Source organism: Roseateles sp. AC306 (assembly GCF_979253795.1).
In genome coordinates this window covers 156553-177257 of sequence record NZ_CEEDEB010000013.1, presented here as the reverse complement: position 1 = coordinate 177257, position 20705 = coordinate 156553, and the positions used below count along the sequence as shown (strand labels likewise).

General features: G+C 66.9%; 22 protein-coding genes. 4 read left to right on the top strand and 18 right to left on the bottom strand.

Annotated features, from left to right (window positions below; all coding sequences use genetic code 11):
• Window positions 1-7: 7 nt before the first annotated feature.
• The 15 genes from AC0IZJ_RS22125 to gspG form a co-directional block, all read right to left on the bottom strand.
• Window positions 8-1669 (bottom strand): ShlB/FhaC/HecB family hemolysin secretion/activation protein, encoded by a 1662-nt coding sequence (locus AC0IZJ_RS22125; RefSeq protein ID WP_471853723.1) that lies wholly within the window; start codon window positions 1667-1669, stop codon window positions 8-10.
• Between the two features lie 63 nt (window positions 1670-1732).
• Window positions 1733-2818 (bottom strand): PEP-CTERM sorting domain-containing protein, encoded by a 1086-nt coding sequence (locus AC0IZJ_RS22120; RefSeq protein WP_471853722.1) that lies wholly within the window; start codon window positions 2816-2818, stop codon window positions 1733-1735.
• 178 nt (window positions 2819-2996) lie between these two features.
• Window positions 2997-4490, bottom strand: a complete 1494-nt coding sequence (locus AC0IZJ_RS22115) for a hypothetical protein (RefSeq protein WP_471853721.1) — start codon at window positions 4488-4490, stop codon at window positions 2997-2999.
• A gap of 95 nt (window positions 4491-4585) precedes the next feature.
• Window positions 4586-5368 carry a PEP-CTERM sorting domain-containing protein gene (locus tag AC0IZJ_RS22110; RefSeq protein ID WP_471853720.1) on the bottom strand — a complete coding sequence of 261 codons (783 nt, stop codon included), beginning with the start codon at window positions 5366-5368 and terminating at the stop codon, window positions 4586-4588.
• A 275-nt stretch (window positions 5369-5643) separates the two neighbouring features.
• On the bottom strand, window positions 5644-6486 hold the full coding sequence (locus AC0IZJ_RS22105; RefSeq protein ID WP_471853719.1) for a helix-turn-helix transcriptional regulator: 843 nt from the start codon (window positions 6484-6486) through the stop codon (window positions 5644-5646).
• Between the two features lie 130 nt (window positions 6487-6616).
• On the bottom strand, window positions 6617-7132 hold the full coding sequence (locus AC0IZJ_RS22100) for a type II secretion system protein (protein ID WP_471853718.1): 516 nt from the start codon (window positions 7130-7132) through the stop codon (window positions 6617-6619).
• Window positions 7119-7496: a type II secretion system protein gene (locus AC0IZJ_RS22095; protein ID WP_471853717.1), complete on the bottom strand. Its 378-nt coding sequence runs from the start codon at window positions 7494-7496 to the stop codon at window positions 7119-7121. The genes AC0IZJ_RS22100 and AC0IZJ_RS22095 overlap by 14 nt, the downstream gene beginning before the upstream one ends.
• Entirely contained in the window at window positions 7496-7975 is a 480-nt protein-coding gene (locus tag AC0IZJ_RS22090) for a type II secretion system protein (protein WP_471853716.1), read from the bottom strand. The genes AC0IZJ_RS22095 and AC0IZJ_RS22090 overlap by 1 nt, the downstream gene beginning before the upstream one ends.
• Entirely contained in the window at window positions 7959-10106 is a 2148-nt protein-coding gene (locus AC0IZJ_RS22085) for a secretin and TonB N-terminal domain-containing protein (RefSeq protein WP_471853715.1), read from the bottom strand. The genes AC0IZJ_RS22090 and AC0IZJ_RS22085 overlap by 17 nt, the downstream gene beginning before the upstream one ends.
• Window positions 10103-10630 (bottom strand): hypothetical protein, encoded by a 528-nt coding sequence (locus AC0IZJ_RS22080; protein WP_471853714.1) that lies wholly within the window; start codon window positions 10628-10630, stop codon window positions 10103-10105. The genes AC0IZJ_RS22085 and AC0IZJ_RS22080 overlap by 4 nt, the downstream gene beginning before the upstream one ends.
• Window positions 10627-11142 (bottom strand): hypothetical protein, encoded by a 516-nt coding sequence (locus AC0IZJ_RS22075; RefSeq protein WP_471853713.1) that lies wholly within the window; start codon window positions 11140-11142, stop codon window positions 10627-10629. Before AC0IZJ_RS22075 ends, AC0IZJ_RS22080 begins: the two co-directional genes overlap by 4 nt.
• On the bottom strand, window positions 11139-12206 hold the full coding sequence (locus AC0IZJ_RS22070; RefSeq protein WP_471853712.1) for a PilN domain-containing protein: 1068 nt from the start codon (window positions 12204-12206) through the stop codon (window positions 11139-11141). Before AC0IZJ_RS22070 ends, AC0IZJ_RS22075 begins: the two co-directional genes overlap by 4 nt.
• Window positions 12187-13725 carry a GspE/PulE family protein gene (locus tag AC0IZJ_RS22065; RefSeq protein WP_471853711.1) on the bottom strand — a complete coding sequence of 513 codons (1539 nt, stop codon included), beginning with the start codon at window positions 13723-13725 and terminating at the stop codon, window positions 12187-12189. Before AC0IZJ_RS22065 ends, AC0IZJ_RS22070 begins: the two co-directional genes overlap by 20 nt.
• Window positions 13722-14906: a type II secretion system F family protein gene (locus AC0IZJ_RS22060; RefSeq protein ID WP_471853710.1), complete on the bottom strand. Its 1185-nt coding sequence runs from the start codon at window positions 14904-14906 to the stop codon at window positions 13722-13724. Before AC0IZJ_RS22060 ends, AC0IZJ_RS22065 begins: the two co-directional genes overlap by 4 nt.
• A gap of 8 nt (window positions 14907-14914) precedes the next feature.
• Complete coding sequence (gspG, locus tag AC0IZJ_RS22055) at window positions 14915-15340, bottom strand: type II secretion system major pseudopilin GspG (protein ID WP_471853709.1); 426 nt, start codon at window positions 15338-15340, stop codon at window positions 14915-14917.
• Window positions 15341-15462: 122 nt separating this feature from the next.
• On the opposite strand from gspG, the gene AC0IZJ_RS22050 reads away from it, so the two are divergent.
• Together AC0IZJ_RS22050 and AC0IZJ_RS22045 are read left to right on the top strand one after the other, a co-directional pair.
• Window positions 15463-17370, top strand: a complete 1908-nt coding sequence (locus AC0IZJ_RS22050) for a S8 family serine peptidase (protein WP_471853708.1) — start codon at window positions 15463-15465, stop codon at window positions 17368-17370.
• Between the two features lie 83 nt (window positions 17371-17453).
• Window positions 17454-17936, top strand: a complete 483-nt coding sequence (locus AC0IZJ_RS22045) for a hypothetical protein (protein ID WP_471853707.1) — start codon at window positions 17454-17456, stop codon at window positions 17934-17936.
• Between the two features lie 30 nt (window positions 17937-17966).
• Here AC0IZJ_RS22045 and AC0IZJ_RS22040 read toward each other — a convergent pair whose 3' ends face one another.
• From AC0IZJ_RS22040 to AC0IZJ_RS22030, 3 genes are read right to left on the bottom strand one after another with little or no spacing between them, the layout of a single operon-like run.
• Entirely contained in the window at window positions 17967-18200 is a 234-nt protein-coding gene (locus tag AC0IZJ_RS22040; protein ID WP_471853706.1) for a hypothetical protein, read from the bottom strand.
• Between the two features lie 11 nt (window positions 18201-18211).
• Complete coding sequence (locus AC0IZJ_RS22035) at window positions 18212-18838, bottom strand: integron integrase (RefSeq protein WP_471853704.1); 627 nt, start codon at window positions 18836-18838, stop codon at window positions 18212-18214.
• Window positions 18727-19056, bottom strand: coding sequence for a phage integrase N-terminal SAM-like domain-containing protein (locus tag AC0IZJ_RS22030; RefSeq protein WP_471853730.1), 330 nt, complete (start codon window positions 19054-19056; stop codon window positions 18727-18729). The genes AC0IZJ_RS22035 and AC0IZJ_RS22030 overlap by 112 nt, the downstream gene beginning before the upstream one ends.
• 259 nt (window positions 19057-19315) lie before the next feature.
• Between AC0IZJ_RS22030 and AC0IZJ_RS22025 the strand changes: the two genes are divergently transcribed.
• Both AC0IZJ_RS22025 and AC0IZJ_RS22020 read left to right on the top strand, forming a co-directional pair.
• The gene (locus tag AC0IZJ_RS22025; protein ID WP_471853703.1) at window positions 19316-19912 is read left to right on the top strand and encodes a DMP19 family protein; all 597 of its coding nucleotides are present in this window, start codon (window positions 19316-19318) and stop codon (window positions 19910-19912) included.
• Between the two features lie 541 nt (window positions 19913-20453).
• On the top strand, window positions 20454-20693 hold the full coding sequence (locus AC0IZJ_RS22020) for a hypothetical protein (RefSeq protein ID WP_471853702.1): 240 nt from the start codon (window positions 20454-20456) through the stop codon (window positions 20691-20693).
• The last annotated feature ends 12 nt before the right edge of the window (window positions 20694-20705 follow it).

Here is a 20705-nt window from a genome sequence, read left to right as displayed (position 1 = left end):
GTCGGGCTCAGAAGCGCAGCGCGGCGCGCACATGCACGCGCTCGGTGGGCAGGCTGCGGCCTGCGACGTCACGGTGGCGGCGCGCCCAGTCCAGCGCCAGGCTCAGGCCGGGCTGCAGGCCCAGGCGCATGCCCAGCCCCGTGCCCAGCAGCGTGCTGCGATGCGGTTGGCCAGGCTCGGGCTCGATGAGTGAGACGCGGGCGACGTCGCCAAAACCGAACAACACCAGCTCGCTGAAGGCCGGCAGGTTGGCGCCCTTGAAGGCGTCCAGCAGGGCTGGCGCGAGATTGCGGCTGCGCAACTCGAAGGAGGCCAGCGCGCCGTAGTCGGCCGATACCGAACCCTCGGCGTAGCCCCGCACTGAATCCGCACCGCCCACGGAGAACTGCTCGGCGCTGACCAGCGGCTGACTTGCGATCTGTCCGGCAATGCGCAGTGCCCATTCGGTGGGGCCGACGCGGCGGCTGCCGCGCCAGTCCAGCTTTATTGTCGTGAAGCCGCCGTCCGCGCCGCGGCGCTTGCAGGCGAACTGGTCGGCCACGCCGAAGCTTCCGTCGGCGAGCTGGCAGTCTGCGCGCGTCTGCCGCCACACGGGGCGCAGGCCGAAGGTGGCGCTGGCGCTCACCTGCTGCTGGCCCCAGTCGCCCCACCAGCTGCCGTTGTAGGCGGCTTGCAGCGGTGCATAGCGCAGCGGCGAGCCGAGGGTGCCGGCGCTGGTCTGAACGTCTTCCTTCAGGTCCTTGATGTCGAAGCCCAGCGACAGGCCATGCGATGCGTGGGTGTCCAGGCGGTTCATGCCATAGCGCAAGCCGAGGGTCGTGCCCTTGCCCAGCACGCGCGTGCCACCCAGACTGTCGATGTCGCTGCTGGAATTGACGGCGCTGAAATTGAGCGAATCGCCATCGCCGAGTGGCACAAGGTAGTTCAGCACCAGCACCCGCGACTGGCTGGGTCGCATCGGCGCGGTGAGTGCCGTCAGCGACAGCGAGTGATCGCGCTGGAAGAGGTTGTCGTAGTGCAGATGGACGGCGGCGCGCAGCGCTTCGGTGCCCGCAGCTGCGGCGTTATTGACCTCGACGCTGCCGCCCAGTGGCAGCTTGTCGCTGACTTTCAATTCAGCCTCCACCGTGCCCGGCTCGCGCCCCGGCCGCAGCACCGGCTGCACGCGGCGCTCGGCGGTCTGGGACAGTGCAGCGACCTGCTGCTGCACGACGTTGAAGTTGGGCACACTGCCTTCGGCAAGTTCAGTGGCAACGTTGCGGATGCGGCCCTGGTCGAAGTAGCGCGAGCCGGTCACGTAGAGCTTGTCGACGCGGCCTTCCAGCACAGCGAGGCGCACCACGCCGCCGTCGATGCGCTGCTCGGGCACGTCGACGAAGACGGTCAGATAGCCGGCGCTTTGATAGGCCTTCTCCAGCGCAGCGCGTGCGCTCTCGATGGCGGCCATGTCACGGCCTTCACCCATGAAGGGCATGACGGCCGCCTCCACCTGCATGGCGCTCAGGCGCGTGTTGCCTTCGATCTCGAACTCGAGAATGTCGAACCGAAGCGCGGCTTGTGATGTTGTCTGGGCGTGCGCCGGCACGCCAAAGGCGCTGAGCGCCAGGGCAATTGCAAACAAGAAAAAGCAGCGCGCCCACCAGGGGGCGCGCATCGATCCGGCGTCCATGAAGTCAGTGTCCCGAGGGCGGGTGAAACGGTCGTGAAAATGCGGCGCGCGGCCGCATTGCGTTCAGGCGTTTCGGCGGCGCGCGCGGACGGCCAACATGCCCAGGCCCAGGCCCATCAGGCCCCAGGTCGACGGCTCCGGGACGGCGCTGACGTTGCCGAGATTCAGCGTGTCCCCGGCAGGCGCGCCGATCAGGCGGGTGGCGCCGTAGCTGGCTGCGAAGTCGGTGCGCAGGCGCAGCATGTTGCCCAGCGCGGTGGTGGTCGGGGTCAGGACGGCCGGCAGGGTGTAGCTGAGGATGTAGTTGCCGCTGCCGTCAATGCCCAAGCCCCAGTAGGCGTCGTGCCCCGTGTTGTCGAATTCATCAATGGCTGCCAGTTGGTCGCCCACATCGCTGGAGATGGTCGCGTGATAGAACCAGGATGACTTGCCCACTGCATTGAAGAAGGGCGGTGTCTTGTCGTTGAATCCCGAGCCTGCTCCACCGATAAATGTTGATCCGACATAGCCGGGCTGTGGGTCGGTGTCATAGGCTGAACCGTTTGGCTCGGTGTCGTGGGTGTTGAAAGCCTGGTTTGGACCGGTCGCGTTGTTCACGTCGCCAAAGAAGATACCGACTTGAGTGACGTCCTCGACGCTGACGTTTTGCATTGCCGTCGTCAGCTTCACATAGTCCGGATCGAGTGTGTCGGTCGGGGCATCGTGCCGCACGGTCGTGAATATCGAGCAGGTGCCAGGAACAAAGCAGCCGTCATTGCTTTTCGAGTAGCCGAAGATCGCCCAGATCTGATTGGCGGCGTTCGTGGACTTTTCCAGGAACTTCGCAAAATTGGCGTCTGTGTTCAGCGGTGAGAAGAGCTTCTGATATCCGGCATCTTGCTGGCCATAGACGAACAGGTTCTTGGTCGGGTCGCCCACGTCGAGAAAGTCACTGTAGACAGAAATGCCCAGGTCCTTGGTGTACGACACCGATTTGACTGGATCCCACACCATGAGCACGAGTTCCGCGCGTGTCTCGGGGGCTGTCGAAGATGAGTTTCCACCAATGATGGCGGCGTGGGCAGAGCCGACAGCCAGGCAGAGCGTCAAAGCCGCGGCCGCGGTGCGCCAAGGGAACTGGCGCGCCAGCGTAGGAGAGTTCTGGACCATGAGGACAACCTAGTCTTGGGGTGACATTGCGCCCGGCGGCCGGGCGGCAGAGGTGGAAAAAGACCGATGGCTGAAGCCTCGAAAAAGCCCTTCAGCCATCAGCCCTCCTTGGAGGGACGGTGTACGGCCATGGGCCGTACACCGGTTCACAGCGATTCGGTCGCTGCGTTGGTACCGATTACTTCGTGACGCGAACCACCGAGCAGCTGTTGGCCGACTTGCGGTTGGTGTGCGAGGTGAAGCTCTTCAGAACCGGGTCGAGGTCAGACCAGGCGCCGGTGAAGCTGCTCGGCAGGGCAGCCAGGCCATTGGCCAGGTCCTTGTCGAGATCCTTCAGGATGGCGGCCTTGCCCATCTCGCCGCGCATCTTGCTCACCAGGGTGGCCTGGGGGCCGGTCGGCACGTTGGCGCCGGTGTTGGACCACTGGAACGAAGCTTCGACGACGAAGTCGTAGTCGCCGTTCAGCACGCTGGCGCGTGTCGGAGCCACATTGCTCAGCTTGACAAAGCGATAGCCCTTGTCGACCGGGTTGCCTTGCGGGTCCAGCAGGCGATTGCCTTGGGCATCGGTGGGCACGGGGTTGTTCTCGGCACCCAGCACGCCCAGGGCGTAGGCGTCGCCGGCCAGGCCTTCGACAGTCAAGCCGAGGATGTTCTCGACCGCCTGGCTCGAGCCGCCTTGGGTGATTGTGGCCGTGCCGGTGGCTTGCGTCGGCAGGGCGGTGCTGCCCAGGGTGACGGGCGTTTGATTGGCCGTCGGCCCGCAGGCGGCGCCGGCGAAGAACAGGTTGGAAGCGGCCTGCGTGCCCGAGCCTTGGTTGCGGCGGGCAACGATGACGCGCTTGGCATTGACATTGGCGTCCACCGAGGTGGGGATCACCAGGTTCCAGCCATTCTTGCCGGAGAGGTTGCCGACGACGGAACCGGTCAGCGCGCCAGCAACGAAGGCCTTGGGAAGGCTGGGCTGCTTGGCGGGCGACTCGTCGATGGCGCCGGCGTTGTCCAGGAGCTGGGCCTTTTGCAGGGCCAGGTAGGCCTTCTTGTTGACGGCCACGCCAAAGATGTTCTGCACGAAGCCGGCGGCGTTCAGGCTGCTGACGTCCAGGCCGGTGCCACCGTTGACGGTGCTTTGCAGCAGTGCGGGTTCCACGTCGGAGATGCCGGCGTGGGCCAGGCCCGTGGTGACGGCCGTGCAGATGTAGGTGGGCTTGGTGACGTCGGTGGCCGGACGGGGATTGCCGGAGGGCGTGCAGCTCGCGACTTCGTCAACCAGCATGTGCTCTTGCGTGGCAACGCCGCCGTTGAGCAGCGGGGTCACGCCTTGCGTCGAGCCGCCAGCATCACGCTTGGTGATCAGCATCGGGGTGTCGGCCGGGATGGCAACCGAACCCGTCAGGGGGCCGGCAGGAATCGCCACCTTGGTCTTGAACGAGTAAGCGCGGTGGTTGGCACCGGTGGCCGAGTCGAAGAAGACGTCGAAGCTGGCCGGAGTGGCCAGGTCAGCCTGGACGTAGGAGCCGAGCAGCAGACGCAGGGCAGAAGCACCGGTCACGCGGAGTTCGACCAGGCTGCCGTTGTCGCGGGCAATCTTGATCTCGGCCGGGGTCAACGCGCTGGCGGAACCAACGGCGGCCAGGCAGGCGGCGGCGATGAGGGAGTTGCGGATCTTCATGATGAGGGTGTTCCGTTCAGAATTCAGGCAAGGCTCCGCCCGGCAGGTGCATGACTGCACCCTGAGGCCGGGCGGAGCGGGGCGCGTGGTAGGGCTTAGCGGGCGCGGCGGCGAGCGACGAAACCGACAGCCAGCAGGCCGGCAGCCAACATGGCGTAGGTGGACGGCTCGGGCACCGAGGTCACGGCAGCCGTGAAGCTGACGTTCGTGCCGTCAAAGTTCACGCTGTAAAGGCTGTTGGACGTGTTCTTCAGGATCTCGTAGGAAGCCGGCTGGTCGCCGACGTCGCCAGAGATGCCCATGTAGACGAACGTGCTCGTCTGGCCGATGGCGTTCGACGTGCGGAAGCCGTTGCCATTCAGGCTGATGATGACGTTGTCTGTGTAGGCTTGGTTGCCATTGGGCGACGCCACGCGGTTGTCGGCCTGACCGATGCCGGTGTTGACGGCGCGGTTGTCGACGTCAGCGAAGTGGAACGACAGGGCGCTGGCCGTGTCGGTCACTTGCACGTTCTGGAACAGGCCCAGGTTCTGGCCCGCGGCAACCGTCGTCCAGACATTGCTGTCGCCGATGGCGTAGCCATCGCCCAGGGGCTGCACCGAGATGATGGCCCACTTGCTGTCGGCGCCGTTGAAGTTCTGGAAGGCGCTGTATTGCGTGCCGAGCACCGATTGCGTGAAGCTGCCGGTGGTGTTGAGCAGGCCGGCCAATTGGTTGACCGAGGTGCCCAGATCCTGAGCGTAGGAGCCGGCAGCGTTCGTGACCAGCAGGACGAGTTCGCCGGCACCGATGTCGGGGCCGTCGGTCTTGACCTTGGCGAAGGCAGGCGCGGCAGCAATGGCCAGAGCGGCCAGGGCGAGGGTGGACTTGAACTTCATGGGAATACTCCGTTGTCAGTAGTGATGGGACGCTCGGCCGACATGGCCGCAGTCCGTCACGCCTGGCTGCCTCCCCTGGATCGCGTCGTGCAATCGGCGGTGGCCTTGGGCGCCTGGGTCAAGGTGACCCGCGTTCAAAGAGCAGTGATCCAAAGATCGTTTCAACCGGCATTCTTGTGGGCTCAGGTGACAGGGGCATCAGGGCCTGATTTCGTTCGCAGTCCGAACGGACTACGCGCAAACCCGTGAGCCGTTTGGCGTTGCCGCTTCGCGTCTCACGGCAGCGGCCGCAGCCGCGAGACCGGCGGCGTCGCCACCCGCTCCAGCAATTGCAGCGACATTGCCTGCGCCACGGCCTGCGCGCGGTTGGCCGCGTTGAGCTTGCGCAGGATCTTCTGCACGTGGTTCTTCACGGTCAACGCGCTGATGCCGAGCTCATCGGCAATCTGCTGGTTGCTCTTGCCCTCACGCAGCCAGCTGAGGATCTCGCGCTCACGTTGCGTCACGCCGCCCACGCGGATGGCGGGTGGCTGCGGCGTACCGATGCCGGCCACGTCGCGCTCCACGGCCTGCACGCGCTGCCAAGCGCCGTGGATGTGGGGCAGCAGAAGCTCCAGCCGATCCGCCAGAGCGGCCAGGGCCATGCCGTCCTGAGCGGCAAAGATGAAGAAGCTCTCGATCTCATGCGGCCGCTGCGGGCGCGACACGCCGTGCACGAGGACGGCGTGGAACTGGGCTGCCAGCAGCGCGTCGCGCACGGTGCCGAGCGACGCGAAGGGGAGGTCGTCCGTGTTGATGACGGCGGGCTTGCCGCGCTCCTCAAGCCAGCCGGCCTGCCAATGCTGCATCAGCAGGCTGCGCGCGTCACCGAGGGCGTCCATCAGCGCGGGCGCCAGGGTGACGCTGTTGAAGACATCGAAGAGCAGTTCGCGCGAGGCCCGGTCATAGCTGCCGCAAACGGCGAGCTGGTGCGGGATGAGGCGGCTGAGGTAGCTCTGGGTCCAGACGAAAAACTGGTAGCGACGGCGCACTGTCAGCGCGGACTCTGCCGCGCGGACGATGGCTTCGACAGGGTCGTGGTTGGGGGAGGGTGCGGCCTTGTTGTCGTTTGTAGTCATGGGCAGCGTTCAGCGTCGCGGGAACGGAAGGGCGCGTCACAAAACTTCGCGACGAACTCACAGAATGGAAACTTTAGAAACGCGACGTGACGGTGCGTTGAAGGCTTGACCAAGAGATGAGCCGATCGGCTCATTCGGCAGGTGTCAAAACCGTCATGGCCTGTGCTGCGAATACCCAGTCGTGTGCGGTCGCACCACCGCGTGCCGTGGCGAACAGGCGGCGGTTCGAGCGGCTGCGCACGCCGACGATGCCCGTGGCTGCGGCCATCGGAGCGCTGGCGGCGCCTTCGCTGCCGCCAGCCACGGCCGCCTGGCCCAGCACCGGCTCCCAGTCGGGTCGGCCTGTAAAGGGGTCGGCATAGAGCTGGCGCAGGTGGCGTAGCGGCTTGGGAAAGCGGTGGTCGGCAAGCAGGTCGTCCAGGCCATGCGGCAGTGGCAGGTGCCCCGCCGGCGTGGCCTCGGCATAGCGGCCCAGCGCCGCCGCAATGGCCTCGCCGCGAAAGCGCAGCTCGGCCTCCCGCTCGCGTTGCTGTCGGGTCTGCTCGCGCTCGCCCAGGGCCGCCAGGCCGACGCCACCCAGGGTCAGTACAAAAAGCAGCAGGAGGTAGGTAAACCCGCGCTGGCGCAAGACGTCACCAGTCCGCATAAAGCCTCCCGTCCGGCGCGCGGCCGGCCGCGCCACTGCGTACGTCGGCGACCTGCCCGGGCAGATCGGCGTTGGCAGGCGGCGGCAGCGTGACCCAGCTTTGCGTGCTGCCGGTCAGCGGGTCCTCGGGCACCTGGCGCAGGTAGCGGTCCTGGGCGAGCTGCTCCAGCGAGTCGGGGTAGCGGCCCTTGTCGGCGGCGTACTTGTCCAGCGCGTCGCGCATGACGGCCAGCGACGAGCGCAGCGTGTTGGCCTTGGCGCGGTCCACCGAGGCGAAGTAACGTGGCGCAGCGATGCCGGCGAGCAGCGCCACGATGGCCATGACCACGATCAGCTCGATGAGCGTGAAGCCTTGCGTCTTCATCACCAAGTGCTGTACCTCGTGCCGTCGATGGCGATGCCGTCCGATCTTGAATGCACATCGAAGACATCCCGTCCCGCCGCCGGTGCCTCGGGCGGGCTGTCGTAGCTGCGCAAGGCCCAGGTCTCGGATGCGGCCAGGCTCGCGTCGGCCAGCGGGTCGCGCGGCAGGCTGCGCAAGAAGTAGATGCGGCGCTTGCCTGAGGGGTCCCGGGCGTCGGGCACGCCCTGCACGAGTCGGTCAAGGTCGGGTGGGTAGCCGCTGTCGTCTGCCTTCAGCGTGATGCGGCCTTCGCGGGCGGCATGCCAGTAAGCGTCGATCCCGCCGCGCAGCGTGCGCAGCGCCTGACGCAGTTCGCTCTCTCGCTGGCGCTTTTGCACCCACACCGCCAGGGGCTGCGCGGCCGCTGCGAGGACGCCGACGATGGTGACCACCGCCAGCATCTCGATCAGGGTGAAGCCCCGATCAGCGGACTTCGACATGGGATTCGCCCTCCACGCGCACGGCCAGCGCCTCGCCCTTGGGTCCAATCGCCTTCGTGTTGACGAACTCGATGACGCCCGACTGTCCCGACGCTCCCGGTCTCGCGCGCAGCACCACCACCTTCTGAGCCTGCGGCGCCAGCTCGATGTCGATGCTGCCGCTGCTGGCTTCCGCGCCGCTGGCATCGGCGCGCATGAACAGCGAGACGTCGTAGATCAGCGTGCCGGACACTGATACGGGCGCCATATTCGTCAGGCCGACGGACAGCGTCTCGCCGACGGCGGCGTTGCCGCTGGTCTGCAGATCGACGACAGCTTCGCCCTCGCGTGGGGCCGGTGCGGTCGAGAGGGCGGCCGGTGCCTCGCCCGCCATCGGCGCCGCCACGCTGCCCCGCGAACGCAGCCGCACGCCCTCCGCGCCCGGGTTGGCATCAAAGCCGGAGGCAAGGATGGTCTGGCTCGCGTCCGGCAGGCTGAGGTTGCGCAGCACATGCGGTGTGATGAGCAGCACGATCTCCGTCTTCTTGCGGCTGTCGGTGTGCACGCCGAACAAGCGGCCCAGCAGCGGCGCCTCCGATGCATAGGGCACGCCGCTGATGTTCTTGCGGTCCTCGTCGTTGATGAGGCCGGCCAGCACCTGCGTCTCGCCGTCGCGCAGCCGCAGGGACGTGCTGGCCGTGCGCGAGCCGATGCGGTAGGCGCTGGTCGGCTGCGGCCCGCCGGAGCTTTCCTTCAGCCCCAGGCTGCTCACTTCGAGGCTGACCTTCATGATGACCTCGTTGTCCAGCTGCACGGTGGGCTCCACCTCCAGCTTCAGGCCCACGTCGATGTAGGTGACGGCCGTGGACACGCCCACGTTCGCCGTCGAGGTGCTCGTGAACACCGGCACCTTGTCGCCGATCTGGATCTTGGCTTTTTCCTTGTTGCGCGCGCGCAGCTTGGGGTTGGCCAGCAGGTTGCTGCCACCCGTCGTGGCCTTGAGGCGTGCAGCAACCACCGGGTTGGCTACCAGTGTGCGAAAGCTGCCGCGCGTGGCCCAGGGCACCATGTTCGCCAGGTCGGCGCTGCCGTAGGTGGCCTCGGTCGCCCAGTTCAGCCCGGCCTCGGTGGTGCGGTCGGTGGCCAGCTCCAGCACCTCCACGTCGAGCATCACCTCGGGCTCGGGCAGGTCCAGGCCGGCGACGAGCTGCTCGATCATCGCGATGACTTCGGGCGTGTCGCGCGCGACCAGCAGGTTCAGCCGTTCGTCAATGAACAGGTCGCGCGTCTTGGCCATCATGCGCACCAGCGCCTGGGCCTGCTTCACGTCGGCGTTGTTCAGGTAGAAGCTGCGCGTGACCAGCTCCTGGTGCTCGCGTTGCTTTTGCTGCGTGTTGGGGTAGATCAACACCGAGTTGTCGTTTAGCAGCTTGCGCTCCAGTTGCTGCGTGCTGAGCACGATGCGCATGGCCTCGTCAACGCTGACATCCTTCAGGTAGAGGCTGACGCGCGCATCGCCCTTGACGTCCTTGTCGAACACGAAGTTGACGCCCGCGCCTCGGCCCAGAGCTTCAAACACCGTGCGCAGCGGCGCGTCGCGAAACTCCAGGCTGACCGGCTTCTGGTAGGCCGCAGCCAGCGTCGACGGCACCGGCGGCGGCGCATAGCGCTGGCGCAGTTTTTGTTGCAGGGCCAGCGCGGTGGGCTGGCCGGGGTCTTCGGCCAGCACGTGGTTGACCGCCTCGCGAGCCGCGTCCAGCTGGCCGGCTTGCAACTGGCGCGAGGCCTGCGCAATGCGGGCCTGGTGGTCACGCGCGCGGCGCAGCGCGGCCTGCAGCGACCGGGTGCGCGGGGCCTGCGCGTCGATGGCCTGCATGCCCTGAAGCAATTCGGCCGCAGCGTCCAGCTGACCGGTGGCGCGGGCGTTCTCGGCCTGGGTGGCCAGCGCCAGCAGGCTCAGCTCGCGCTGGCGTTGAAGCGCAATGCGCAGCTCGGTGTCCTGCGGCGCAGACGCAGCCGCATCGCGCAGCAGCCGCCAGGCGCCGTCGTACTCGCCCCGGCGGGCCAGCGTGTCGGCGTCGCGCAGGGCCGGATGCCCCGCGCAGGCGGCCAGCAGCAGGAGGACAAGGGCGGTGGCGGCGGGTCGGATCATGCGGCGGCGAACGAGATGAACTGGGAGATACCCAAGGGCAGGAACGTCAGGCGCAGGCCCCCGGCCTCGACAGCGTCCACGCGCCATTGGCCGTCGATGACCTCGCCCACGCCGACGACGGCGCTGCGCTGGGCGTTGTTGAGGATGGCGCGCGAGGCGCCGTCGGTCAGGCGGCCGACAAGCTGGTAGGGAAAGGCCGGTGCTGTCAGGGCTGGTGGCGCTTGTGCTTCGGTCGGCTCGATGACTGGCGGTGCGGGCACGGCGGCCACGGGCGGCGCCTCGCCCCATGCACTGCGGGCCCTGGAGTCGGCGGTCGGCCACTCGGTGCGCACACTGGCGGCGGGGCCCGGCCAGTCGGCCTGTGTGCCGGTGCCGGTGGCAGCGGCGGCCGCGGTGGTGGCGGCGCGACGTGGCGCAGCGGTGACCGGTTCTGGCGTGTCCTCCTGCGACACCCAGGCCGTCGCCACCAGGCTCAGGCCCAGCGCGGCGAACAGGGCGAGCTGTCGCGGTGCGGGCTTGTTCATGGCGCCATCCGCATGTGCAGCACCCAGGCCAGTTCCGCCTTCAGCTGGCCGTTGGGGTCGCGACGCAGACGCAGGCCGTCCAGCGACAGCGCCGGGTCGCGCTTCAAGGCTTCGGCGACAAAGTCGCGCAGCGCGCCGTAGCGGCCATTGAGCTGCATGGCCACGCGGTATTGCGCCAGGCCCAGCTCGCGGTCCGCCTGGTAGCGGAACTCGCTGCGCGGCCAGGGCAGGCCCAATTCGGCCGCCAACGCCAGCAACGCGGCGGTGCGGGCCTGGCGCTCGCTGTCGGGCGGCAGGCTGGCCGCAAATGCGGCGCTGTCGTCTGCCGGGGTGGAGCCTGGCGCGCGCGGCTGCAAGGCGGCGCGGCGGGCAATGAGGGACTGGCGCTGTGCGTCCAGCAGCGCCTGTTCGCGCGGCAGCCACGCCGCGCCGATGACAGCGGCAAGCGTCAACACGGCCGCCAGCGCGGCGGGCCAGCCCAGGCGACGGGCTTGGATGATCCAGCGCCTCATCGTGCGGCGCCCGTGCGGCGTGTGACCTCGAAGCGCAGCCCGCCTGAATCTGCCGGCGGCTCGGGGCGCTGCAGGCGCGTCAGCACCACCTCTTCGCCCGGGGCTGCATGCACGGAAAGGCGATCGACGAGGCGGGTGACCGCGTCGGCGTCAGTGGCCTGGCCCTCCAGGCGCAGGGCCAGACGGTCCAGGTCCAGCGCCTCGAGTTGCACGCCCGGGGGCACGGCACGTTCAACGTTGCCCCACAGCGCGGCCCAGTCGGTATCGAGTTGGCGGGCCGCCGCCCAGGACCGGCCGCGGGCTGCCGGATTGGTTGGCCTGGCCTTGGTGACCCTGGCCGGCTGCGCCATGCGATCGAGCACGGCGGCCTGTTCGGCCAGGCGTCGGCCTTCGTCGTGCTGGCCTTGGGCCTGCAGGGCTACGAGCACGCAGGCCGCAGCAGCCATGGCGGCCCAGGCCCAGATCAGCGGCCGGGCGCGCGAAGGTTGGGTGATGAAGTCGGGTTCGGCCTGGCCGCCGGCCGCAGCGAGCAGGTCCCTGGCATGCACGACCTGTGCGCCGTGCAGCTCGCTTAGCAACTCGTCGTCGACATGGCGCTGATGCAGCTCGACGAGGCTGCCGTTGCGCCGGCGCAGCCAGGTCAGCATGCCGCCGTCGATGACTGCCGTGTCGCCGTCTGCGGAGGCTGCCGCAGCCCAGCTCGGTCGCAGCGAGACGATGCGCACGCGCTGTGTGGCGGCCGTTGCGTGCAGGGCGGCCATGTCGCCAGCCGCCCAGGCGCAGGCGCCACGTGGCCAGGCGGCCAGCGGCCACTGCTGCGCCACCGGGCCGAAGTAGTGCGTGAACTGCAGCCGCGCATAGCCGAGCAACGCGGCCTCATCGGCCACGGGCAGATCTGCGGGCACGAGCAGGCTGTGCATCCGGTCTGGCCCGGCCAACAGCGCGACGCGGGCACCGGCGTGCGCCGCGCACCAGGCCGCGAAGTCGGGCCAGGTCTGGCTTTGGGCGTCGACCACCGCGCCTTCGGCCGCAAGCAGCAGCCGCTCAGTCCGCGAGCGTGACACGTTCGAGTTCCTCAAGCGTCGAATCGCCACGCAGCACCAGTGCCACGGCCGCATCGCGCAGCGAGCGCATGCCACGCCCGCGCGCGGCTTCCTTGATGCGACTCAGCGGCGCCCGACTGGCGATCAGGTCGCGCAGCTCGTCGTCCAGCCATAACAGCTCGCTGACGGCGCGGCGGCCCTTGTAGCCGGTGCCTCGGCAATGCGTGCAACCCTTGCCGTGCAGCAATGCAGCGTTCGCCGGCAGGCCGTGGTCGCGCAACTGTTCGTGCGTCGCCGGCAGCGGTCGCCGGCAGTGTGTGCAGTTGATGCGCATCAGCCGTTGCGCGAGCACGCCGTTCAACGCCGACACGACGTTGTACAGGTCCAGCCCCATGTGCATGAAGCGGCCCACCACGTCGAAGGCGTTGTTGGCGTGTACCGTGCTGAAGACCAGATGGCCGGTCAGCGCCGCCTGCACGGCGATCTGCGCCGTCTCCGGGTCACGGATCTCGCCCACCATGACGCGGTCGGGGTCGTGGCGCAGCACCGAACGCAGGCCGCGCGCGAACGTCAGCCCCTTCTTCTCGTTGACGGGGATCTGCACGACACCGGGCAGCTGGTACTCAACGGGGTCCTCGATGGTGATGATCTTGTCGCGGCCGGTGTTGACCTCGCTGATCGCCGCGTAGAGCGTCGTCGTCTTGCCCGAGCCGGTCGGGCCGGTGACAAGCAGCATGCCGTGGGGTTGGCGGGCCAGCGCGCGGATCTGCGCTCGTGCCTCGGGCTCGAAGCCGAGCGCGTCCAGCGTCAGCGCGCCCTGCGCCTCGATCTGGGCGCGGTCCAGCACGCGGATGACCGCGTCCTCGCCAAACACGCTGGGCATGATGGACAGTCGGAAGTCCACCTCGCGGCCCTGCATGCGCAGCTTGAAACGGCCGTCCTGAGGGAGGCGACGCTCACCGATGTCGAGTTCAGCCATGACCTTCAGGCGCGAGACCAACTGTTCCGCGGCCTGTACGTCGGCGATCTGCTTGACGTCAAGCATGACGCCGTCGATGCGGCTGCGTATCTTCATGCCGCGCATCTGGCACTCGAAGTGGATGTCGCTGGCGCCGTCTTGCAGCGCGTCGTAGAGGGTGGCATCGAGAAGGCGGACGACGGGGCTGGCCTGCTCCGACAGATTGAGGGCGGACAGCTCCTGAGCGGTTTCTGTGTGAGCCGCATCGCCGAAGCTCTCTGCCATCGACCCCAGAGCCCGGTAGTCGGCCTCGCCGGCCTCCAGCAGCGCATCCACCTCGGCGGCCTCGCAAGGCCACCACAGCACCGGCTTCTTCAGCCGCGACTCGATGCGCAGTCGCAGCAGTGCCTCCAGTGGTCGGTCGGCCAGCAAGGCCAACCGCCCTCGGGTCGAAGTGGCCATGACTGCGCGCCAGCGCTGCGCGTCGGCGTGGGGCCAGGGCTCGAAGGTCAGCGTCCACGGTGCGTCCGACGCGGGCAGGCGTTCCAGCACTTCGGGCGAGATGTTGACGTGGGCGTTCATTGAACCTGGTCCACCAGTTGAAAGATCGGCAGATACATCAGGACGACAACGGTGCCGATGACCAAGCCCATGATCAGCATCAGCGCCGGGTTGACGAGGCGGGTGACGAGGTCGGACAGGCGGCTCAACTCCTCGTCGTAGAAGCCCGCAGCCTGGGCCAGCATCGAGCCCAACTGGCCGCTGTGCTCACCCACGCGCAGCATCCGTAGCGATACCGGCGTCGTCAGCCCCTCGCGCTCCAACGACAGCGACAGGCGCTCGCCCAGCCGCACGGCGTCCGTCGCGCGGTCCAGCGCCGCACGCAGATGTGAAGCGGCCACCCCTCGCGCGTTGACGAGAGCCGGCACGATGGGCACGCCCGCCAGCAGCAGCATGGCCAGGCAGCGGTAGAGCTGCGCGAGCGCCAGCAGATGCAGCTTGGGCCCGACCAGTGGCAGTTGCCACAGCCGCGCCTGCGCCGCTTCCCGCAGCCCGCGCCGCCAGGCCAGGACGGGCAGGGCGATGACGCCAGCCGCGATCAGCAGCAGTGCCAGCGGATGCGCACCGCTGAAGGCGCCGACGGCGATCAACACCCTCGAAGCGAATGGCAGCTCACCACCCACGCCATCCAGCAAACCGGCGAAACGTGGCACGACGAAGACGAGCAGGAACAGCACGACGACGGTGCCAGCCGTGATCAGCATGGTGGGATAGATGGCCGCGGCGACCAGCTTGCCGCGCAGCTGCTCCACCCAGGCGAGGTAACTGGCCTGCTCGAACAAGGCCTGTTCCACCTGGCCGCTTCGCTCGCTGGCTTCGACCACGGCAACGAAGAGTCCGTCAAATGCCTGCGGCTGGGAAGCGAGTGCGGCAGAGAAGGATTCGCCCAACTGGATGCGCGCGATGACGCCCGCCAGCGCGGCGCTGACCGCAGACGCGTTGTCCTGCGATTGCAGCGTCTGCAGGGCTTCCAGCAGCGGGATGCCGGCGCGGAGCAGCACCGCGAGCTGCTGCGCGAACTGCCGGCGCGGAAAGCCGCCGGCGCGCGCCTTTGACACGGCGCCCTTGACGGGTTCGACCGCCAGCAGTGCAGCCGGCGACAAGCCCAGCGCCGCCGCAACGCCGCCCGCGTCTGCCGCCTCTACGCGCGCCTGCACCGGCTGGCGCTGAGCGTCGAGGTAGCGGACGTCGAACTCGGCCATGTCAGCCCTCACCAGGATGTCAGGTCCGCGTCTTCACCTTCGCCACCCGGGCGGCCATCCTTGCCGAAGGACAGCAGGTCGTACTCGCCGTGCTCGCCCGGCGAGCGGTACTGGTAATCGTTGCCCCAGGGGTCTTTCGGCAAGGCCTTGCTCAGGTAGGGGCCGGCCCACTTCGGTTCATCCGCCGGCTTGGACGCCAGCACGGCCAGGCCCTGTTCGGTGCTCGGGTAGCGGCCTACATCCAGCCGGTACTGATCCAACGACTTCTGCAGTGCATCGATCTGCGCCTTGGTCGCCTTGACCTCGCTCTTGCCGATCTGGCCGAAGAACTTCGGGCCGACATAGCCCGCCAGCAGGCCGATGATGACCATGACGACGAGCAATTCCAGCAGCGTGAAACCGCGACGGCGTGTGGTGTGTGGGGGCTTGGTCATGGGCCGTGCAGCTTAGGAAGCGGCAGTGACCGCGTCATGAATGACGAATGCGTGACGGCGGTTGTAGTCCGTTGGGTCTATGTCATGGCCCCTTCACCGCAGGCCCCTAAGGTTGCGGTGCGATGAAGACCCTGCCTGCACTCACCCCTGCTCCCCGCCCCGCCTCGCGGGCCTTTCGTTTCAACCAGCTCGTGGCCGCCGCGACGGTTGCTGGTGTCGCCGTGACGGCCATCGGCGTGGCCACGCGGGTGGGGCCGGTTTTTGCCGCGTCGCACTTGACGACAACGCTGATCATCAAGCTCGCCGACGGGAACCAGGACAGCGCCGCTCAGCAGGCCGAGATCAGCCGCGTGCTAGCCGATGCCCGCCTGCCGCTGAAAGTTGACAGGCCGCTGGGCTCGGGTTGGTGGCGCGTGCAGGCGCCGGCCGACGCTGCGCAGCAAACCGCCTGGTTGGCTACGCTGCGCGCCGACCGCCGCCTGGCTCATGCGATGAAGGACCTGCACGAGCAGCGCGCCGCCGTGCCCACCGATACGCTGTTCCGCGCCACCGACCCCGCCAATGCCCAGTGGTGGCTGGACGACCAGAGCGACACGACCAACGCCGGTGCCGCCAACTTCAGCAAGGCCTGGGACACGACCAAGGGCTCGGCCGCGCCTGTCGTCGCGGTGCTCGACTCGGGCGTCACCTCGCATCCCGACCTGAACGCCAACCTGCTGACGGGCTACAACTTCGTCAGCAAACCCGAGTACGCCAACAACGGCGGCACAGGTCGCAGCGCGGGCGCCAACGACCCCGGCGATGCACTGACCCAGAGCGAATTCAACGGCAACACGGCCTTGTGGGACGGCTGCATCGTCAACCCGAAAAGCAGCTGGCATGGCACCCTGGTGGCGGGCCAACTGGGCGCCGTGACAAACAACGCGAATGGCGTGGCAGGGATCAACTGGAATGCGCGCATCCTTCCGGTGCGGGTGTCGGGCAAATGCGGCGCATCCGTCGCCGACATGGTGGACGGCATGCGCTGGGCGGCTGGCCTGTCGGTGGCCGGAGCGCCGACCAACCCCACGCCGGCCAAGGTCCTCGTCATCGGCTTTGCTGGCGTGACGGGCGCGTCCTGCAGCGTGACCGATGCCGATGCCAACATCGCCGCCGCAGCCAGGCTCTATACGGACGCGATCACCGAGCTTCGTAACCTCGGCGTGCTGGTCGTCGCTGCGGCGGGCAACCAGCGCGGCGCTGTGGGCCGGCCTGCGAACTGCGCCGGCGTATTTGCCGTCACGGCCGCCAATCGCCAGGGCTTCAAGGCGATCTACTCGAACTTCGGCACCGAGGTGCAACTCGCCGTGCCGGGCGGCGACACCAACAACGCCGGCACGTGCGACACCGACCTGGCCGACACCGGCATCGTTTCGACGACCAACACAGGCACGAACGGTCCGTCCACGGCCGGATATGGCGCCGTCAGCGGCACAAGCTTTGCCGCGCCCCAGGTGGCCGGCGCGGCGGCGCTGATGTGGGCCGCCAACCCGGCGCTGACGCTGGCGCAGATTGAGGCCGGCCTCAAGGCCAGCGCGCGCCCGCATGTGACGGCCTATGCGTTGGGCTACTGCACGGCACTCAACAAGAACCGGTGCACGCTGAACGGTATGACCGGCGGCGTCGGCCTGCTGGACGGGGCTGAAGCCGTGAAATACGCGTTGACGCCTTCGGCCTACACCACACCGACGCGCAGCTCGCTGGGCCTGCAGAGCACCGCACTGAGCCGCTGCGGCACGCTGCAAGGCAGCACGGCGATCCCCGTTCCCGCGCCTTCACCGGCGCCGACGCCGGGCCCAGCGCCCGCGCCCGCGCCAACTCCATCGCCAGCCCCAGCGCCAGCCCCAGCGCCCAGTCCGGCCCCCGGGCCCGCTCCGGCGGCATCCGGCGGCGGAGGAACATCGTCGCCAGTCTGGTTGATCGGTCTGCTCGGAGCGGCAGTTGGTTTGCGTCGGCGAGATGGAAATCCAGGTGATTCAGGAAGCATCTGAATGGCTTTCTAGATCGCAGCCGCCGGTGACGACGAACCGCTCGGTTGATTAACCTCCGCGTGCCTTCACCTATGCGCTGCCAGATGATCAAACCGAACGCAGCACTTATTGCGGCCTCGTTCCTTGCCTGTTCATGTCTGGCTGCACCTACGACGGATCAGCAAGCAGCCAGAGTGATGTTCTATCGATTCGGCGAGGGGTACACCCAAGCTGCCATCGACCTCGCCACACCGTCAAAAGTCAAATCGTCGAGGGCGGAAGGCGACTTGGTCATCAAGGAATTCCAGGGCCGAGATGTGCGAGTCTCTTGGCTGGAGTCGCCGCATATGCCCGGAAAGCAAGTTTTGATGAGCTTGCAAGTCAGCCGCAAAGGGCATCTCGTCAACGACATACATGTCGGCGCCTCGAGGTCGACTGATGTGCAAAAACAGCTTGGCGCTCCGGACGAAAGCGGCAGCAACTGGATTTCCTATCGTGGCCTTGCCGAGATCTGCACCGATAAATTCACTTTCCGGTTTGCTGACGGCAAGCTGAGCGTCGTGGAGTGGAGGTGGTGCGCGGACTGAGCTTGTGTCGGTGCTGGGCGTCGGGGGCCGTTACTCGAGGGCGTCGAACGTCAGCTCTTCAACGGAATAGCTCGTGAAGCAAGAACCCGCCCTGGCGCAGGCGCCCGAGAGCGAAACCTGCGCGCTGTTGAGCAGGCGGTCCAAGCTCGCGCGCACTGAATCCGCTGCTCTTGCACTGGCGCGTCCGATGACGGCTTCAGGATGGCTGCTGTCGTTGAGAGTTGGTGTCTGAGGGTCAGCAACGTGCCCGAAGCGGAAGCTCACCAATGACCGCTTCAGAGCGCTCCGGGGACTGGCAGTGTGTCCAGCGGACTTCGCACTCCACCGCCGCCAACCTTGAGCACATGGGTGTAAATCATGGTCGTCGCTACGTCGGCGTGGCCAAGCAAGTCCTGCACGGTCCGAATATCGCTGCCCGCTTGGAGGAGATGGGTCGCGAAGCAGTGACGCAGCGTGTGAGGCGTGGCCGGTTTGTCGATCTGCGCGGCCCGGACTGCGCGTTTGAAGGCGCGCTGGAAGGTCTGGTCGTACAGATGGTGCCGACGTTCAACGCCGCTGCGCGGGTCAGTCGAGTGGTGGTCTTGAGGGAACAACCAGAACCAGGCCCACGACGCGCCGGCTTGCGGGTACTTGCGCTCCAAGGCGTGTGGCATCTCGACCCCTGCCGTCCCCGCAGCCACGTCCTCCGCCCAGACTTTGCGAGAGCGTGCGAGCTGCTCTCGTAGCGGCTGAGCCAGGGCCTGGGGCAGCATCAGGACGCGATCCTTACCGCCCTTGCCAGCGCGCACGATCACCGCCTGATGGGCGAAGTCCACATCCTTGACCCGCAGCTGCAAGGCTTCATTGATGCGCATTCCCGTCCCGTAGAGGAGCCGCGCCAGCAGGCCCAGCTCGCCGGCCATGCGCCCAGCACCGCCGACACCTCGTCGCGACTCAGTACCACTGGCAGCCTCCGGCGCACGCGTGGGCGTTCGATCTGATTGATCCACGGCAGGTTGAGCTCCAGCACCTTCGTGTACAGAAACAGCAGTGCCGACAAGGCCTGCTTGTGCGTCGCGCTGGCAACTTGCCGCTCGTCCGCCAACCAGGTCAGGAACGCCTCAACCTCGGTACCTCCCATCTCGCGCGGATGCCGCAACCCATGGAACCGGATGAACGCCCGGCAAACGGCAATATGAATGTCAAAGTGACCGGGGAACGTACTTTCAAGAAGTTTATGTATGCGTGAAAGGTTGCAGGCCGTCAGTGCCGCACGAATTGGAAGTTCACCCCGATCGAGAAGGGCCGTGCGCATAGATGTGCCTCCTAACCATTCGCTCGAGCCGACTCCCGTCGGCAGGCCGCTGCTCGCGGCTCAACTTCATACGTTAGCCATCTGAATGAGCAATCGTCTTCCTTGCAACATCTGCGGTGAGTCAATTCATCCGGACACCGCAGTGAAAAACAATGGCCTTTGCATGCCCTGCAAGGGCGGATATCGCGACCGAATCGAAGCCGGGAAGCGTCAACGCGAAGAGGATCGCGCTTACGAGCAGAGCGCCGAACGAAAATACTGGCGCAACCTTGTTGGTCGTGTTCACGACACTTCAGCAGGCTTCAATGGCCTCAGGTCAGAGGAGAAGACCTATTTCGCGGTGTCCTGCCTCATTGGCGAGGTTTACAACGGTGGGTTCGATCAGTTTTTCTCGAACAGTTCTGGCGAGATGTATGGGGTTGCTTTGGCGGGACTGTGGGAGCTGGAGGCCAATGTATCTGCGGGCCTACTTCTCCGGGCGAAGGAAGTTTTGTTCGGAGGCAGGCTCGTCCCTATGAATCAAGGCGAGCGGTGCAATCAAATGCCAACAGTTGGCAATGATGCGGCGCCGGAGCACAAGTTACTCGATGACTTGGACAAGTTGTTCTATGAGGATCCGGACAAACTGGGTGATCGCTGCAAGCTCTTCGCCACCAGCAACGGACTGTACGCAGATGGCTAACCGGTCGCTCAATCCGACCCGCGCCAGCATGCCGCTGCAGGCCGTCATTTCATTCTCGGCCTTCCGCGTCTTGCCATCGCGGTCGGCTCGGGGCCTTTCCGTTCGGCGAACCCAGCACCGCACAGTGGGAACAAGCGGTTTACGAATGGCTGTTCGGCCTTGCGCAGCACTTATTCGTCGACATCCCGTTTGAACGGGCAGTCGTCGGCTGGCTTACCACCATGGAAGTCGAAGAACTCGCCCGGGCGGCGGTTCCCGAACAGCGCGGCCATGGCTACATCGTCGCGAGGAATGGGCGTCTTGAGTACCATGCGCCAAACCTCAAGGGCGCGTTGCTCACATGACGGCCAACCCTTCCATCGAGGGGACGTCCACAAGCGGGCTTTGTCCACTTGCGGCCGCCCCTCATGTCAAACGTTGAGCCGCCGGTGCAACTATGAGCGCAGGATTCATCGTGGCTTTCTTGGTGGCAGCGGTCGTTGTCGTAGCGCCATCGGTCGTGCTAATGCGGTCCGCGTGGCGGACCGGTACGGTTGGTCGAATGCTTGCAGTTTTGGCGCTTGCACTCCTGGTCGCGCTGGCCATGATGGTCTCGTCGTTGGGCTCTAAGCTAGACGAAGAAGCTGCACTAACCTTCCTCGCGATGTGGGGCTTGCTGCTGATGGTCGTCGGTTCAGTCGGCGCATTGGTTTGTGCGTTCCAACGCCTGATGCGGGCGGCGGTGCGGCGTAGCAGTTCGATCCAGCCGACGCCTGGCGGCCCGGCTCATATCAACCGTTGAAAGGCAGCTTTC

What these genes read in the sequence shown, in the direction of transcription:
- AC0IZJ_RS22120 (WP_471853722.1), bottom strand. Translation starts at nt 2,818, where the DNA reads ATGGTCCAGAACTCTCCTACGCTGGCGCGCCAGTTCCCTTGGCGCACC.
- AC0IZJ_RS22110 (WP_471853720.1), bottom strand. Translation starts at nt 5,368, where the DNA reads ATGAAGTTCAAGTCCACCCTCGCCCTGGCCGCTCTGGCCATTGCTGCC.
- AC0IZJ_RS22045 (WP_471853707.1), top strand. Translation starts at nt 17,454, where the DNA reads ATGATCAAACCGAACGCAGCACTTATTGCGGCCTCGTTCCTTGCCTGT.
- AC0IZJ_RS22105 (WP_471853719.1), bottom strand. Translation starts at nt 6,486, where the DNA reads ATGACTACAAACGACAACAAGGCCGCACCCTCCCCCAACCACGACCCT.
- AC0IZJ_RS22035 (WP_471853704.1), bottom strand. Translation starts at nt 18,838, where the DNA reads ATGGCCGGCGAGCTGGGCCTGCTGGCGCGGCTCCTCTACGGGACGGGA.
- AC0IZJ_RS22085 (WP_471853715.1), bottom strand. Translation starts at nt 10,106, where the DNA reads ATGATCCGACCCGCCGCCACCGCCCTTGTCCTCCTGCTGCTGGCCGCC.
- AC0IZJ_RS22025 (WP_471853703.1), top strand. Translation starts at nt 19,316, where the DNA reads ATGAGCAATCGTCTTCCTTGCAACATCTGCGGTGAGTCAATTCATCCG.
- AC0IZJ_RS22095 (WP_471853717.1), bottom strand. Translation starts at nt 7,496, where the DNA reads ATGAAGACGCAAGGCTTCACGCTCATCGAGCTGATCGTGGTCATGGCC.
- AC0IZJ_RS22125 (WP_471853723.1), bottom strand. Translation starts at nt 1,669, where the DNA reads ATGGACGCCGGATCGATGCGCGCCCCCTGGTGGGCGCGCTGCTTTTTC.
- AC0IZJ_RS22080 (WP_471853714.1), bottom strand. Translation starts at nt 10,630, where the DNA reads ATGAACAAGCCCGCACCGCGACAGCTCGCCCTGTTCGCCGCGCTGGGC.
- AC0IZJ_RS22030 (WP_471853730.1), bottom strand. Translation starts at nt 19,056, where the DNA reads ATGGGAGGTACCGAGGTTGAGGCGTTCCTGACCTGGTTGGCGGACGAG.
- AC0IZJ_RS22115 (WP_471853721.1), bottom strand. Translation starts at nt 4,490, where the DNA reads ATGAAGATCCGCAACTCCCTCATCGCCGCCGCCTGCCTGGCCGCCGTT.
- AC0IZJ_RS22020 (WP_471853702.1), top strand. Translation starts at nt 20,454, where the DNA reads ATGCTTGCAGTTTTGGCGCTTGCACTCCTGGTCGCGCTGGCCATGATG.
- AC0IZJ_RS22065 (WP_471853711.1), bottom strand. Translation starts at nt 13,725, where the DNA reads ATGAACGCCCACGTCAACATCTCGCCCGAAGTGCTGGAACGCCTGCCC.
- AC0IZJ_RS22050 (WP_471853708.1), top strand. Translation starts at nt 15,463, where the DNA reads ATGAAGACCCTGCCTGCACTCACCCCTGCTCCCCGCCCCGCCTCGCGG.
- AC0IZJ_RS22060 (WP_471853710.1), bottom strand. Translation starts at nt 14,906, where the DNA reads ATGGCCGAGTTCGACGTCCGCTACCTCGACGCTCAGCGCCAGCCGGTG.
- gspG (WP_471853709.1), bottom strand. Translation starts at nt 15,340, where the DNA reads ATGACCAAGCCCCCACACACCACACGCCGTCGCGGTTTCACGCTGCTG.
- AC0IZJ_RS22075 (WP_471853713.1), bottom strand. Translation starts at nt 11,142, where the DNA reads ATGAGGCGCTGGATCATCCAAGCCCGTCGCCTGGGCTGGCCCGCCGCG.
- AC0IZJ_RS22090 (WP_471853716.1), bottom strand. Translation starts at nt 7,975, where the DNA reads ATGTCGAAGTCCGCTGATCGGGGCTTCACCCTGATCGAGATGCTGGCG.
- AC0IZJ_RS22100 (WP_471853718.1), bottom strand. Translation starts at nt 7,132, where the DNA reads ATGCGGACTGGTGACGTCTTGCGCCAGCGCGGGTTTACCTACCTCCTG.